At 41.9% G+C, this 14,852-nt stretch carries 12 protein-coding genes and 1 tRNA gene; 1 reads left to right on the top strand and 12 read right to left on the bottom strand.

Features of this window, described 5'->3' with window-relative positions; all coding sequences use genetic code 11:
* Positions 1-97 precede the first annotated feature (97 nt).
* Positions 98-174 (bottom strand) — tRNA-Pro (locus ACO0K2_RS19030).
* A 60-nt stretch (positions 175-234) separates the two neighbouring features.
* Positions 235-1,173, bottom strand: coding sequence for an RluA family pseudouridine synthase (locus ACO0K2_RS19025; RefSeq protein WP_423021642.1), 939 nt, complete (start codon positions 1,171-1,173; stop codon positions 235-237).
* 312 nt (positions 1,174-1,485) lie between these two features.
* On the opposite strand from ACO0K2_RS19025, the gene ACO0K2_RS19020 reads away from it, so the two are divergent.
* Complete coding sequence (locus ACO0K2_RS19020) at positions 1,486-2,190, top strand: hypothetical protein (RefSeq protein ID WP_423021641.1); 705 nt, start codon at positions 1,486-1,488, stop codon at positions 2,188-2,190.
* 189 nt (positions 2,191-2,379) lie between these two features.
* Here ACO0K2_RS19020 and rfbD read toward each other — a convergent pair whose 3' ends face one another.
* The 10 genes from rfbD to ACO0K2_RS18970 all read right to left on the bottom strand — a co-directional run bounded on the left by rfbD (position 2,380) and on the right by ACO0K2_RS18970 (position 14,850).
* A complete protein-coding gene (gene rfbD / locus ACO0K2_RS19015; RefSeq protein WP_423021640.1) occupies positions 2,380-3,291 on the bottom strand; it encodes a dTDP-4-dehydrorhamnose reductase in 912 nt (303 codons plus the stop codon).
* Positions 3,288-3,833: a dTDP-4-dehydrorhamnose 3,5-epimerase gene (gene rfbC / locus ACO0K2_RS19010; protein ID WP_423021639.1), complete on the bottom strand. Its 546-nt coding sequence runs from the start codon at positions 3,831-3,833 to the stop codon at positions 3,288-3,290. The genes rfbD and rfbC overlap by 4 nt, the downstream gene beginning before the upstream one ends.
* Positions 3,834-3,836: 3 nt before the next feature.
* Positions 3,837-4,733: a glucose-1-phosphate thymidylyltransferase RfbA gene (gene rfbA, locus ACO0K2_RS19005; RefSeq protein WP_423021638.1), complete on the bottom strand. Its 897-nt coding sequence runs from the start codon at positions 4,731-4,733 to the stop codon at positions 3,837-3,839.
* Positions 4,730-5,797: a dTDP-glucose 4,6-dehydratase gene (gene rfbB, locus ACO0K2_RS19000; RefSeq protein ID WP_423021637.1), complete on the bottom strand. Its 1,068-nt coding sequence runs from the start codon at positions 5,795-5,797 to the stop codon at positions 4,730-4,732. Before rfbB ends, rfbA begins: the two co-directional genes overlap by 4 nt.
* A 157-nt stretch (positions 5,798-5,954) precedes the next feature.
* Positions 5,955-7,187 carry a GumC family protein gene (locus tag ACO0K2_RS18995; protein WP_423021636.1) on the bottom strand — a complete coding sequence of 411 codons (1,233 nt, stop codon included), beginning with the start codon at positions 7,185-7,187 and terminating at the stop codon, positions 5,955-5,957.
* A 2-nt stretch (positions 7,188-7,189) separates the two neighbouring features.
* Complete coding sequence (locus ACO0K2_RS18990; RefSeq protein ID WP_423021635.1) at positions 7,190-9,544, bottom strand: SLBB domain-containing protein; 2,355 nt, start codon at positions 9,542-9,544, stop codon at positions 7,190-7,192.
* A 1,097-nt stretch (positions 9,545-10,641) separates the two neighbouring features.
* Positions 10,642-11,631: an acyltransferase family protein gene (locus ACO0K2_RS18985; protein WP_423021672.1), complete on the bottom strand. Its 990-nt coding sequence runs from the start codon at positions 11,629-11,631 to the stop codon at positions 10,642-10,644.
* Between the two features lie 87 nt (positions 11,632-11,718).
* Positions 11,719-12,432 carry a WecB/TagA/CpsF family glycosyltransferase gene (locus ACO0K2_RS18980; RefSeq protein WP_423021634.1) on the bottom strand — a complete coding sequence of 238 codons (714 nt, stop codon included), beginning with the start codon at positions 12,430-12,432 and terminating at the stop codon, positions 11,719-11,721.
* Complete coding sequence (locus tag ACO0K2_RS18975; RefSeq protein ID WP_423021633.1) at positions 12,413-13,564, bottom strand: glycosyltransferase family 4 protein; 1,152 nt, start codon at positions 13,562-13,564, stop codon at positions 12,413-12,415. Before ACO0K2_RS18975 ends, ACO0K2_RS18980 begins: the two co-directional genes overlap by 20 nt.
* Positions 13,561-14,850 carry a hypothetical protein gene (locus tag ACO0K2_RS18970; protein ID WP_423021632.1) on the bottom strand — a complete coding sequence of 430 codons (1,290 nt, stop codon included), beginning with the start codon at positions 14,848-14,850 and terminating at the stop codon, positions 13,561-13,563. Before ACO0K2_RS18970 ends, ACO0K2_RS18975 begins: the two co-directional genes overlap by 4 nt.
* Between the last annotated feature and the right edge of the window lie 2 nt (positions 14,851-14,852).

Genomic DNA, 14,852 nt, shown 5'->3' with positions numbered 1-14,852 from the left:
GCTATTTTTAGCATAAACCGTATAAACGGTTTATTGCTTACTACTTTAATCTTTAACCAATCACTATTGAGCAATGACTAAAGACTGTTACTTATTCTGGTCGGAGTACAAGGATTCGAACCTTGGACCCCCTGGTCCCAAACCAGGTGCGCTACCGGACTGCGCCACACTCCGAAGACCAACATCATAGCTGGCAAGGCCTACTCTGTCAATAGATTTGTCGGCGTGCGAAGCCTAGACTATATTTGAACATGACCCGAAATCAGGCACAGCGAGCTCCTGCTCACTACGAAACTGGCGCATTTCCCCAGTAATAGGATCAATAAACGATATTGATTTAGCCAATAATTGCAATGGCGCAGAAAAGTCATCGCCCTTGCATGGCAAAACGTTGGGATAAAAACCATCATTCAGAATCGGCGCGCCAAGACTTGCCATATGCAAGCGCAATTGATGCTTCTTGCCAGTCAATGGCGAAAGTCGATAGAGACTTAATCGACCATAATCCTTGATTAGTTCGATGTGGGTTTCAGAATTCGGCGCTCCTGCTGACTCCTGCATCACCAAAAAACGCGCGCCCTCCTCCATGCGACTCCGATGCACCAATGGGAACACGAGATGCGACAGCGACGGCGCTACCGCATGGTAAATTTTTCTTACGACACGCTGCTGAAAGAGCGACTGATACGCACCTCTTGATAACGGTTGATGGGAGAACAACATCACCCCCGCTGTCTCTCTATCCAATCGATGAATGGGCGTTAAATGAGCAAGACCCGTTTGCTTTTTTAAGCGCACTAACAACGTCTCACGCAAAAATCGACCTCCCGGCGTCACAGGTAAAAAATGCGGTTTATCGACAACGATGATGTGCTCGTCTTGATGTAAGACACGTGCCTCAAAGGGGATCGGCGTCTCATGTTCAATTTCACGATAATAGAAAATGCACATACCGCGCTTTACAACGCTCCTCTCGTTCAACACATTTCCGGCCTGATCAACGACTTCTTTTTTCTCCATTCTCGACAACCAAATAGCCTCCGCGACAACAGGAAAATGACTTACTAAAAAAGCGATCAGCGTAGGCCATTGCCCTTCGGGAATCCATATGTAGCTCGGTGCAATACCGTCGCGTGTGGGCAATGGTGAAGAGAAAGATTGAGAGGCAGACATGTTGATGCTAACAGCGTGCTTTTGCCGCACGAAAATAGATAAATGAGGCAACCAAAAAAGAGCAGTGAGGAAACAATATTCCTCAGAAATGGGAGGACACTTCCACTATACCCAAAGTCTAACATTTCCCATCTGCATGTAATATGTTTCGAAATATAGCGCATTTTCGTTCATCGATACATGTACATACAAGAAAGTGAATAAATGCCCTCTATTCTTTGATTTAACCTGTCGATAGACTGAGTATAACGTTATGACGCCCCAACCGATCATTGTGAGGCAACACTCAATTGATATTTTCAAGGAGAAACTATGTCTATTTCATCATTAGGCTCCAACACATCCGTCACTCAAACACAATATCTTGGCCGCCAACGTCAGAACGTTGACCAAGATGGCGATGCACAAGGCGTGCGTGGCGGAGAAAGCCGTTTCGCTAATGCCATTAGTCAAGCGCTCGCATCTCTGAGTGCAAGTGCATCCACATCAACAGGAACAACATCGAGTTCAGGAACCACTTCCACAAGTAGCTCAACTGCAACTTCAACATCCAACTCAAGCAACACACAACAAACACTGTCAGCATTTGAGCAAAGCTTATTTGCCGCACTGCAAGCTCAAAATGGGACTCAAGCAAGTGGAAATACGACCAGCGGCGGCTCCGCTAGCACAAACGCATCCAGCGCTGTCACAAGCACGGGTGGTAGCAGTGGACATCACCATCATCACGGCGGCGGTGCAAGCCAATTGGAAAGCAGCCTGCAAGGATTGATTCAACAATTAAGCTCTGCCAGTGGCAGCAGCAGTTCTAACGGCAGCGCTAGCACAAGTACCGGTAGCGATACTTCTAGCAGCTCCAATTCAACGATAGCTGCGTTGCAATCAAACTTTAACAACTTGTTAGCCTCTGAAGGGCAAACCGGCAACAGCGCCAGCCTCACCACATTCCTGCAAAATCTGAGCAACAATATTCAGGGTGCAACGCATACTGGCAATGTTGTTACGACGTCGGCTTGACTTTAATCGCCAGTTTCAATGTGATGAGGGGTGCTGCATCGCATTGTCTTGATTCCCTAGACATGGAGACAATGCGACCCCTAAAATGATCCCTCAGCCACTCTTTCGTTCAACTACAGAATGTGGCCAATCAAGGATATTGAAGCCTGATTAACTTGGCTACATCACCAAACGATGTTCGTTGCCTGCTTAAGTAATTTTTAAGCAGTCTGCGAGGGCACCATCCCAAGTGGGAATGTCAACGCCAAACGTTGTTGAGAGCAAAGTCGTATCCAAACAAGAGTTCGTTGGTCTTTTCGCTGGCGTCGGATATTCCACAGCAGGAATACCAATCACTTTTGGTGCAGCTTTCGTGAGACGACCCGTCGTGGCTGCCAGACGCACAATTTCTTCTGTAAAACCACACCAACTTGTTCGACCTTGGGTGGTTAAATGAAAGATACCCCGATGCGATGCCCACCACTGTGCTGCATCTTCCGCTGCCAATAACTGCCCAACGATGTTCACGGTCACATTGGCGATACTATTTGCAGAGGTCGGCGCCCCCCACTGATCATTCACTACACGTAATTCATCGCGTTCATTTGCCAAGCGCAACATGGTCAGTAAAAAGTTTTTACCAAACGTCGAATACACCCAACTCGTGCGGAAAATCAAATAGTTACAACCGCTGGCAATAATTGCCTGCTCACCAGCCAACTTTGTTTTGCCATAGACATTGAGCGGATTTGTCTGCGCGTCCTCAGTGTACGGTGGCAATCCTCCTTGGGCATCGCGCAAGCTACCGTCGTAGACGTAATCTGTCGAAAAATGGATTAACCCAATCCCCAGTTTTTTCGCCTGCTGCGCGAAAACAGCTGGGGCAACAGCGTTAATTGCATGTGCCACATCCGATTCTGTTTCAGCCTTATCCACTGCAGTATAGGCCGCGGGATTAATGATCAGATCCGGCTGACATTCGGCGACGAATGCTTCAATTGCAGCAGCATCACTTAGGTCTAACTCTTGTCTTGTGGGAGCGACCACCTCGAAATGCGTATTCAAGAGCGGTAACAAGGTGTGTCCAAGTTGCCCAGTGGTGCCAGTGAGCAAAATTTTCATGCAAAGACCTCGGCATCAGCTAATAGCTTTGCGACCTGATCTTTGCCAGACAAAACAGGCGCTTCCGTGATCGGCCATTCAATTCCAATGGCTGGATCGTTCCACATCAGACTCCGTTCAAACTCGGGCGCCCAGTAATCGGTCGTCTTGTACAGGAACTCTGCTTTGTCGCTGGTGACGACAAAGCCGTGGGCGAAGCCTGGTGGGATCCACATCTGTTTATTATTTTCAGCCGAAAGATAAACGCCAGTCCATTGTCCAAATCGCGGAGAACTCTTTCGTAAATCCACTGCAACATCAAACACTTCTCCAGATACAACTCGCACAAGCTTCCCCTGCGCTTGCTTGATTTGGTAGTGTAATCCACGAAGAATATTTTTTGCCGACATGGAGTGATTGTCCTGAACAAACTGCAAATCAACACCTGTCAATTCAGCAAATTTTTTGGCGTTAAAACTTTCGTAAAGATAGCCCCGCTCATCGCCAAAGATTTTTGGTTCGATAATTAATACTTCAGGCAAATTAGTTGGAATAACATTCATAAATTAAAAAGATTTTTTCTCAAGGAGGCGCAATAAGTATTGCCCATATTCGTTTTTCTTCAAAGGCTGTGCAAGGGACTCGAGCTGAGACGCTGAAATATAATGGCGGCGAAATGCAATTTCTTCAGGACAAGCCACCTTCAGCCCCTGACGCTTTTCAATTGTTGCCACAAACTGGCCAGCTTCCAATAAAGACTCGTGTGTTCCCGTATCAAGCCATGCCATACCGCGCCCCATCAACTCAACATTGAGTTCACCTTGTTTGAGGTAGACATTGTTCACGTCAGTAATCTCTAACTCACCACGCGGAGATGGTTTAATATTCGCAGCAATATCGCATACTTGGTTGTCATAGAAATACAAGCCTGTTACTGCATAATTCGATTTGGGTTTGAGTGGTTTTTCTTCGATGCTGATTGCTTGTTTATTCGCATCGAAATCAACAACACCGTAACGCTCTGGATCATGCACATGATAGGCAAATACGGTTGCACCTTTTTCACGCGCATCCGCACTACGTAACAAAGGTTCAAAATAGTGACCATAATAAATGTTATCGCCTAGGATCAGCGCCGATGACGAGTTACCAACAAACTCTTTACCGATGATGAATGCCTGCGCCAAACCATCAGGAGATGGTTGTACGGCATACTGCAAATTGATCCCCCATTGCGAGCCATCACCTAATAACTCAACGAAGCGTGGTGTATCTTGTGGCGTAGAGATAATCAAAATATCGCGCATACCAGCTAACATCAGTGATGTCAGTGGGTAATAAATCATTGGCTTATCGTAGACCGGCAACAGTTGTTTTGATACGGCTTTTGTCACCGGATACAGACGTGTACCAGACCCGCCAGCGAGGATAATTCCTTTACGTGAGGAAGGTGTAAAACTCATGCTTGTTCCTTATTTTTATATTGCAGGTCAACCCATTTGGTATATTCACCGGACTGTACTTGTGCCACCCACGCATCATTCGCGAGGTACCACTCCACTGTCTTGCGCAGGCCCGTTTCAAATGTCTCAGCAGGCTTCCATCCCAATTCACGCTCAATCTTACGGGCGTCGATCGCATAGCGACGGTCATGACCTGGACGATCTGTGATGTGCTTGATTTGGTCGCGATAGCTGCCTTGTGGTTTCGCTTGCAGCTCATCGAGCAAATCACAAATGGTGTGCACCACACTCAGGTTCGTTTGTTCGTTCCAGCCACCAACGTTATACGTTTCACCAACGCGCCCCGCCTCCAGCACACGCCGAATTGCCGCACAATGATCCGTCACGTACAACCAGTCACGCACTTGCTGACCATCGCCGTACACAGGCAAGTCTTTACCTGCGCGAGCGTTGGTAATAATCAATGGAATTAACTTCTCAGGGAAGTGATATGCACCGTAGTTATTCGAGCAATTCGTCGTCAATACTGGCAAACCATACGTGTGGTGATACGCACGTACCAAATGATCAGATGCTGCCTTCGATGCAGAATAGGGACTATTCGGTGCATAAGGCGTTGTTTCAGTGAACGGAGGATCTTCCGCAGACAAAGTGCCATACACTTCATCGGTTGACACATGCAAGAAGCGGAAGGCGGCTTTCTTTTCCGCATCAAGCGTATTCCAGTAAGCACGTGCCGCTTCTAACAGTGTAAAAGTCCCATTCACATTCGTCGTAACAAATGCTGCCGGACCGTGAATGGAACGGTCAACGTGACTTTCCGCTGCAAAATGCAAAATGGCACGCGGCTGATGCTCTGCAAACAATGCGGCAAGCTTCTCACCATCACAAATGTCACCCTGCACAAACAAATGACGATCATCATTGCTAAGGCTGGTGAGATTATTCAAATTACCAGCATAAGTCAGTTTATCGTAGTTCAACACCGACTCATCAGACTGCGCCAGCCAGCTCAACACAAAATTCGCGCCGATAAAACCTGCGCCGCCAGTTACAAAAATCATATAAAGAACCTCAAGATAAATTAATTAATGAATTTGTCTTATATTATTTTTATCGATATACATTAGCTATATCGCTCTTTAAAGACTAAAAAGCCTGTTATGACAATAACAGGCTACCTGGAAGAGTATCAAATACGTTTAAAAGTAAATTTATCGCCTAAAAAAATTTAAGCATTGATTTAATTTGACGCCATTTTTCAGATTGTATTGCAGACCTTTGTTGATTAAACATTTCCAAAACAAATGCTACAACCAAAGCTAAGATCAAACCGAAAATTGAGGCTGATATCGTCAACAATGCGCGCTGTGGTTTGAACTTATGTTCAGGCTCAACTGCTTTGTCCAATACTTGAATCAAAGGAATATCTTTGGCCTCATCTAAACGCGCAACTTCATATTGTTTTGATAACATTTCATACAAAGTTTGGTAATACTTAAAATCGCGCAATAGCTGGATATTACTGGTATCCGCTGCAGTCAATTTCCTTGGATTTGAAGCAGTTTCGCTTGCATGCAATTCCGAATTCAACTTCGAGGCAGTATTCGAACCAGATCCATTTTCCAACTTAGCTAACTCGTTTTGCATACCGAGCAGCTCCTGATTGGACCGCTTGTATTCATTGTTATTTGGCGTAACAAAAGCCTCCATCGCCTTGAGTTGGATTTCTTTAGCAGAGATGTTCGCACGCAAACGCGCAACTGTTTCCAAAACAGCTTTACTTTGAGCATCGACACTCAACATCCCGTGACTATCAATACCGGAGGATAAGGCTGATTCGGCAGCAATCATCTTATCCTTCGCTAATTCCAATTGCTTCTCAAAGAAAACGCGACGCTGAGATGCCTCAGTCAATGCAAACTTGTTGGTTAAATTCGTTAACTCTTCAACATAAGCATTTGCCAATGAAGCTGCAAGTTTCGGATCTTTATCTTCAACCTCGATGGATATTATATTGTCTTTACCTGCAGTAGCCACGGCGCTACCAATCAATCGCGCACGAGTTTCCTCTATTTTTTTTGATTCATAAACTTTCTCAAGATGAAATCGCCGGATTAAATTATCCGTTAGTAGACGACTTTTCAGCAATGAGATATATAAATCATTCGGGTTTCTGATACCCAAAGCTGCCCCAGCACCTCCAGCTAAACCACCCAATTGACTTAACATCATAGATGCGGTTGATTGACTTTGCTGTGGCGGCAAGATTGTAGTACTCGCTTTGTAGGTTGGGGTTATGCACAAACTATATATCAAGCCAATTGATCCAAAAATTACCGGAAAAAACAAGATTTTTCTTTTGTGTTTTGCCAATACCAGCAAAATATCCAGTATCCCAACTTCACCACCCTGACTTATCGGTTCAGTTACATTTTGATTATTTTCAGCCATAATTATTGTCTCAAACTCTTAATTGCTGCAGCACTGATACCAAATCCGGAAAGAATTTGCGCCCAATCTTTCAGACCGTTAGTAAAAGTTTTATAAGCAGACTCTTTGTTCAAACGCTCTGGCACCACAATACTATCGCCTGGCATTAACTTCGATGATTTCACACTAGAGAACCAACCGCGGCCAGTGGATGACAGTACTGTGCCATTGGCACGTAAGACAAAAATATTATCCATGTCTGCTTCTGAGGTAGGACCAGCCACCTCAAGATATCGATCGACCGTACTACCTCTCTGCCAAATCATTGACGATTCCTGGTTCACAGCACCAAAGACATGAATAAAATCAGGACGACTTGGGATTACTAACTGATCACCGTTTTCTAACTTCAGTGGCGGCAATTTATCAAAACTATCATCGTCGGCCCCAAGACCAAATGATATGCGTCCAGTTGCTTTAAGTTCATGCATTTTCGCAATTGCTAGTGCACTTGATTCTTGTGCTACTTTCAATTTAGCAGCAACGGTTGCAGCGTCTTGACCACCCGAATCATTTGCTACCGCCTTGGCATTCTCAGAGCGCATTTGCGACTCCAAGCGGCGAATTGCTTTTTCCAAATTAGCCTGCTGTTCTTTACGCACCTGTTCGCGATAGAATTCTGTACCAAATAAGTAAGCGTTCGATGTGGTTCCCCCAGCCTTTGCAATCAAAGACGGCAAAGTTTCACCTGGCGACATTTGGTACACGCCGGGAACATTGACCTCACCTTCTACTCGAACAAACACTTTACGCTTCGCCAAAGGAACCTGGATGTCATTTTGCGAGAAGATAGTCACCGTATCACCGGCCTGCAAAACAATATTTTCCGGACTGTTGACATCATCCATAGCTTTGCCCAGATTAAATGATACGAGACTTACTACTTGCGTCTCATGATTTATACGTTCTACAGCCGCATATTCCCAGTTAACTTCATCAACTTGACTACCAATTCTTGCCGCAATTGAATTCACTTCTTGAGTCTTACCTTGAAGTCTGACCTGATCATCGTCAGCAGAAAGTTCAATTGCATCATTAATATTTTTCCCCTCTAAATTTTGACGAGCAACAGAAGACGGAGTCACCAACATCGCTCGATTAGGAATCAAATCCCGTACACGCATACCTGGTGTAAAAGGCACTCTGATTTGTTGACTAACGTTACCGCGCAATGTCACCGCGTTGGAAAACTCTGGCGTAATCGAGGACACCGACAATATGTCGCCATCTTTTAAAGTCTTGTTTAATCCTACTCTGTTCAAGTTAAACTCTTCCACACTTCGTGGCTGAGATTTATTAGGATCAATGCGTTCTAAAAATGCACGACGCGGATCGGCAACAACAGGCAACCCCCCTGCAATGTCCAAAATACTACTCAAGGTCTCATTAGGTGACTTCAATTCATAAATCGCTGGTGTATTCACCTTACCAACAAGAGCGATATGTGCGGATGCAGGTGGGATGTAGATTGTATCGCCATCCAATAATTTGACGTCATGACTCTTATCACCCTTAGCGATAAAGGCATACAAATCCAAACTACCAACTAATTTCCCGTCGCGCTTTACTTGCACGTTACGCATAGAACCGACTGCATTTGGCCCACCGCTCGCTAACAATGCAGTGACCAGAGTTGAGAATCCAGACACAGTATATGAGCCCGGCTTCTTCGCCTGCCCGACAACATACACCGTAATCGCCCGCAAACGGCCATAGGTAACGCTCACAGCCACATCACGATATAACCTAGAGATAGAAGACTTGATCACAGTGTCAGCATCGGCTGCTCTAACCCCAACCAGCGTTACTGTGCCAATAGTCGGGATATTGATAGTACCATTTCGATCCACCGTCGCCTTGTAATCAATATCCACACTCCCCCATGCACGAATCATAACTTCGTCACCCGCACCCAAAATATAATCGGAGGGCAGAGGTGTATTTTGCACTGGAGCGAAACTGGAGGGTGTATTTGAGAAAAAGTCAGAGCCGAATTGCGTTAGCTTCTTACCAGTTGCATATTGAATAAAGCTTTGAAACTCACTTTTTTCAGGCTTTTGGTTTGGGTAATATTTACCAACTTGACCATTATCTTTGGCATCGATGCGAGAATTCATGACATTGCCATTGATTGCATCAACATTCCCGTTATTAGTCTGGTTTAGGGGTTGATTAGTAATACGGGGAGTTTTAGCTGTCTCTGGCGCATTGACAGAAAAATCACCAGCATTCTTCGTATCTTGATTATTAAATTCAGCTTGTTGCGCAAAAACATTGGTCGCAGCAAGGATGGCAAAAATAGGAAGCGTACTCTTCATTGTTCGGTGCATAAGTAAGTACTTTTAAGAGAGTAAAAATAAAAAATCAACTACGAAATTTGTATAACAGAATGTAGGCACAGGACCTTGTCATTGCCGATATTTGCACATTCAGTTGAAACACCAAAATTCTAATGTCACGCGTTTTTTTTCGACAGCACATACTGTACTTTCATCAGCAGGCGTCTAGTGCTTAAATCGTTAACACACAATCATGGCATAAAAACCCAACTAGCACAAAATAAACACATAAGTAAAAAGCAAGTTATCAAATTACAATACCGCAAAAATACATCCGGAATATTCGAAAACACCTTTAAACCACAAAAATAAAACGCAGTAAGGGAATAAAGTCATATCAATAATTCGGAGACAGTCATGCAATGCAGTTGTCGCTTATATAGCAGGGAGTTCACGTTAAGAGCATACGACGATGCAGCAGTCCCCCTATCAAAAAGCTTTCGGCTGTACAGATAAAATACTCCTTCGGCAGCGGAATAAATGACGGAAAAGTGAAAGAACCAGCTCGATGCACTTTAGTTACGAATAGTTGTTACTTCACAAATTTCGAACACAACAATTCTCCAAAGTAGCTCACCACCCCCGCCATAAAATTTGCTTCCAGATGTCGATTCCAAATATTAAACATTACATAAAATAATGTCATGAACTGCCAGAACACATAGAGAGTTTGGAGGCAATTAACATAGGCAACACGGTCAAAAATATTAATATAACGGCACTAGCAAAGAGATTAACGTCATCAATTATATTCGCAGCCTGGGAGCAAACTTCCCCTAATCAGCGCTCGTTGTTATTCAAGACCTCACGATTATCCTCCTACTGGTTCTTAAGGGGCTTTATGTAGACTGCTTCTGTAACAATACACATAAATTTTCTTTGAAGATTGGCTCCTTGAGAAAACCAATAGCCCCGAAAAGCATTGTTGTCCAATGTGCCAGCTTCTATCGCCTTCGATATTCCAATGATCTCAATCTTTGCAACTCAAGTCTTGCTTACTTCTGTACTCGTTTTGCAAATGATTTTGCCTCAAGAATTTTGACCATACATGGCATTGTATTAATGGAGCGTTACAACTATGCCTTTCCAAGAAAATAGTGCCGCGTAAAATTCCATTTATTCAATAGGTATATGAAAAAGATACAAAAGGATGACGTAATAAAAATTATCGCACAGCAATTTAAGAATAGATTTTCCTTAAAGAAGGAAATTTGCAATTTTAATAATGCATCTAAAATCAGAAATTGTAATGCATAAAATCCTAGAGAATTGACCGCAAAAAAGCGGAAGTATGAAAAGGAGTGAACCTTAGTTCTCAACGAAAAAATAATTACGATAAACCCAACTGCGACCAGCAGTTTGATAAACAATGTAACTAAATTACGACTGATCGCCCCATTTATTTGAAAACCAAATAGCGTCGTTATACTTACCCGTTCCCACTGGTTAAATAAAACCAATGTAACAATCAAAACAAAAAGTAGCTCACGAGTTTTAAGTTTTTTATCAAAAATGCTCAAATTTGCTCGAAGGTAGTAACCAAAGACAAAAAATGGGTAATACCATTTAAATAGTGCCAACCCAAGGATATTCGTGCCATGAGTCAAAAAACCAACTAAGTACAAAAAGAGCAATATTACAAATGAGCAAACTAATAGATTCTTCTCCGTTAAAAAATAAAAGACGAGGAAATTTAAAAACAATACCCACAGAAACCAAAGGCCGCCATCATCAGGACTAAAAAAAACTGCAACAATGTGGTTCATTAGATATTTGTAATCACCTGAATTGGGGGATTGTAAATATCGAGCGTAAATGCAAATTAGAGACCATATAACGAATGGAAGAAAAATCCTTTCGAATTTTATTTTCATATCAGTAGATTTACCTGGTCTTGCAAAATATCCGCTCAAAACCATAAAAAGTGGCATGTGAAAGGAATAAATCAACCTAAATAATGTGGAATTGTCATAATTCGGAACAAAGTATTGAATAACGTGACCAACAATAACTAAACTGACCGCTAATGCTTTTAGTAAATCAATAGATGCGTCTCTTTTTGTCATTTGTGGTGTATGCAAAGATAGTATTAAATCTGGATGAATTTAAAACAATAAAACCATTTATCTTAGATTGCATTACAGATTTTCGACTCATTTAATCGCGAAAATTGCCATGCTTGCAATCAATCTTTTAAATCTGAAAAGTTTTGGCTCTTGGAAGAGTCGATATACCCCCTCTAACCCTGCCCGCTGCACTGCCAATGGAGCGCGCTTTATCGTTCCTGCCACAAATTCAAAAGTCCCCCCTACACCAACCGCCCATTTCACTCCAATTTCAGATAATTGTTCCTTATGATCGTTAATCCACATTTCTTGTTTTTTCGCACCAAAACCAACCAGCAGAAAATCAGGTTTGAAATGACGAATTTTTTCGATAATCGCCTCATCATGTTTAGCCTCGAAAGGATATGGCATGTAATCTGGTGAGAAACCTGAAACCTCGATCTGGTATCTTTCACTCAAAATCGATACAGATTTGGAATTTGAGTCCAAATGTCCACCTAGCAAAAAAACTTTCTTGTTATTTTTTTTCGAAAATTCGCAGATATCGTAGATAAAACTCGATCCTGATATTTTTTCAAAAAAAACATTTTTAAATTTACGCTTTGCTAGGATATAAGGAATTTGACCATCAAAAGTACCAAAATTTTCTGCAATTAATTTGTTAAACTCAGGATCTTTATTTGCGTGAATAATGAACTCCGCATTAACAGTAACTATTATTTTTAGTTGACTATCTTCCTCAAGCAAAATTTGCTTAGTTAATCCTCGAAATAGTACATTCTTAAATCGAATTGCCGTCATCAATGACTTCCTTAATGAAATTTACTAAGCTTGTAGATACAACCGCGCGGTCAAATTTTTTTGCCAAATTCATTGCATTGCATGAAATTTCTTGCATTAAATCAGGCGGAAAACTCAACAAATTCTCAAGCACAATTTTTAAGCTTTCGGATTCCCCAGGATTAAAAAAAAGTACATCGCTTTTTTCTTTTGCAAAATCAGTGAACGGGCGAATGCGCGAGCATATTACAACATGGCCCGCAGCCATCCCCTCGAGTGCCGACAACCCTAAACTTTCACGATACGAGGGAACTACATGAAAATCAAACTCTCGATGCACATCGGCGACTTTATCAGGGGAGACGGCTCCCATATAACGAAATAATCCGCGAGGAGAATTATCAATTTTATATTTCAATAAGTCAACTTCGCTTCCTTCTCCCCATAAACTAAGCCGAATAGACTGGTCTGTATTTTTTGATAATTCAACGATCGCATCTACCAATACTGCCCACCCCTTATCTTCTTCAATTCTGCCAACGTAACCAAAATCAACTCTGCGTTCATTCTTAGAAATACAATTTTTCAACCAATAATTTCCACCAACTCTTTCCTGTGGTGAAAACCGCTTTGTATCAATGCCGCTCGATGGTGAAATGATTATCTTGCCAATACAAACATTTGGGTAACGCTCAATTAATTTTTCTTTAAAAAAAAGGGATGGAACAACAATTATTTTTGCGTATCTCACTAACGTCGCTTGCCCTAGCATCATCATCCGACGCCGAGCGGTGTCAGTTACAACCAAATCATCACCATGTATATTCACCACAACATTTTTATTTAAGATCCTTGCTGCAAACGCGATCGGTAAGCAGTGATGCGATGCGTAGTGCAAATAAATGTTGCCTATACTTGGGCGGAAAATCATGAAACTTATCCGCAACATGTGACATAAATATGCGATAAATTTTTTAAAACCTTTTTTTCGTCCTGCAATTACATAAAGACCTTGAATTAAAAGACCATGCCTCTTTAAATCCTCCAATGAACGCTGAATAAAAGCGCCGTAAGAAGGTGACTCGATTGATGGGAACATGTTCGCAACAAATGCCCAGCCACTAACCGAACTTGACGTTACCTTTTTTTTCAACTCAGCTCCGATGGATAATATTTTGAGACAACCAATGCTACCAAAGCGACAAATGGTGCAGCCATAACAGACATAAGAACGTGGCCTGCAATAAAACTAATTAATATAATAATAAGCATCGCATATCCCGTAAATATTCCGTTAATTGACCTTTTTTGGATATAAACTTTAAATCCCGAGATCATCCAACCTATCCAAGTTAGAGAGAATGCTAAGCCAAGTGGACCGAAAACACCTATCGCATCAAAAAAATCATTTTCAAATGAAAATCGCCCTTTCTCTGCAATCCATCCATAGCCGAACACCAAAGACAATACCGACGGAGCATTAAATATAAGATTGCCAAGATCTCCGATCCGCTCAGAGCGCCCACTAGTAATAAAGTAGATTAGGTCTGAGTGAATATCTAAATGAAATAACCAACGGTCAATTGCAACCTCTAAAATAGGCATCCATAAACTTACAGTAGCGAGCAATGACAACGTAGAGAAAGTCATTACTTTCAATTTATTTCGTAGAGATAAAAATCGATGAATAGAAAAAAGAGTAATCAAAACAAACCCTAGCATCGCCGTTTTACTTAATAAGCTAATCGACGCCACAAAAAAAACTAAAATTAGGAAAATAAATTTCCATAGATATTTTTTTAAGGTTTCTCTGTACTGATAGCATAGGAGTCCATAAATCGCGACTAAGGTAATAGACACTTCATTCCCGGCATAAAAAAATCCCTTGCTTCCCAATTGTTCGCCCAGGGCATCTTCTCCGTAACTTCCGAAACCTATTCCGAATATTCCAAGGTAGACATTAACAACTAAAACGACGCTATTGAAAACAATAATATTTTTAAGTTGTAAAGCTGAAATCGCACGTGTCTTCATTTGAATATACAAAACATAATATAAAAATATCGACATCAACATCTTTAATTGAAATTGAAAGTTCGTGAGTATTTCTGGCAGATCCATTTCATATAAGACTGCATGAATTGGTATAAGTAAGGCAACAAAAGCGAGAAAGAATAATGGGGTTTTTTTTATAATATTGAAATATCTAACAACAATAGTGACTAATAAACCAAATACAAAAATCCGAAATAATGCTGCAATTGTTTGGCCAGCAAACAAAATCCCATTGTTTTGAAAGAAACCACTAACTGTGTCAATAAACAACCAAAACAACTCGACGTAATATATAAGTGTCAACATACCTATTCGCAACATCCCATAATTCTTTTCTAATGCGGTTAACTTATCTACTTGCAAAAAAGCATTATCGCTTTTCAATA

This window comes from Undibacterium sp. MH2W (assembly GCF_049340215.1).
Taxonomy (GTDB): domain Bacteria; phylum Pseudomonadota; class Gammaproteobacteria; order Burkholderiales; family Burkholderiaceae_D; genus Undibacterium.
This window is presented reverse-complemented; position numbering and strand designations above follow the sequence as displayed.

Excerpts from the sequence above, each read along its gene's own strand:
- rfbD (WP_423021640.1), bottom strand. The coding sequence starts at position 3,291 with ATGAAAATTTTGCTCACTGGCACCACTGGGCAACTTGGACACACCTTG.
- ACO0K2_RS18995 (WP_423021636.1), bottom strand. The coding sequence starts at position 7,187 with ATGGCTGAAAATAATCAAAATGTAACTGAACCGATAAGTCAGGGTGGT.
- rfbC (WP_423021639.1), bottom strand. The coding sequence starts at position 3,833 with ATGAATGTTATTCCAACTAATTTGCCTGAAGTATTAATTATCGAACCA.
- rfbB (WP_423021637.1), bottom strand. The coding sequence starts at position 5,797 with ATGATTTTTGTAACTGGCGGCGCAGGTTTTATCGGCGCGAATTTTGTG.
- ACO0K2_RS18985 (WP_423021672.1), bottom strand. The coding sequence starts at position 11,631 with ATGACAAAAAGAGACGCATCTATTGATTTACTAAAAGCATTAGCGGTC.
- ACO0K2_RS19025 (WP_423021642.1), bottom strand. The coding sequence starts at position 1,173 with ATGTCTGCCTCTCAATCTTTCTCTTCACCATTGCCCACACGCGACGGT.
- ACO0K2_RS18980 (WP_423021634.1), bottom strand. The coding sequence starts at position 12,432 with ATGACGGCAATTCGATTTAAGAATGTACTATTTCGAGGATTAACTAAG.
- ACO0K2_RS18990 (WP_423021635.1), bottom strand. The coding sequence starts at position 9,544 with ATGAAGAGTACGCTTCCTATTTTTGCCATCCTTGCTGCGACCAATGTT.
- rfbA (WP_423021638.1), bottom strand. The coding sequence starts at position 4,733 with ATGAGTTTTACACCTTCCTCACGTAAAGGAATTATCCTCGCTGGCGGG.
- ACO0K2_RS19020 (WP_423021641.1), top strand. The coding sequence starts at position 1,486 with ATGTCTATTTCATCATTAGGCTCCAACACATCCGTCACTCAAACACAA.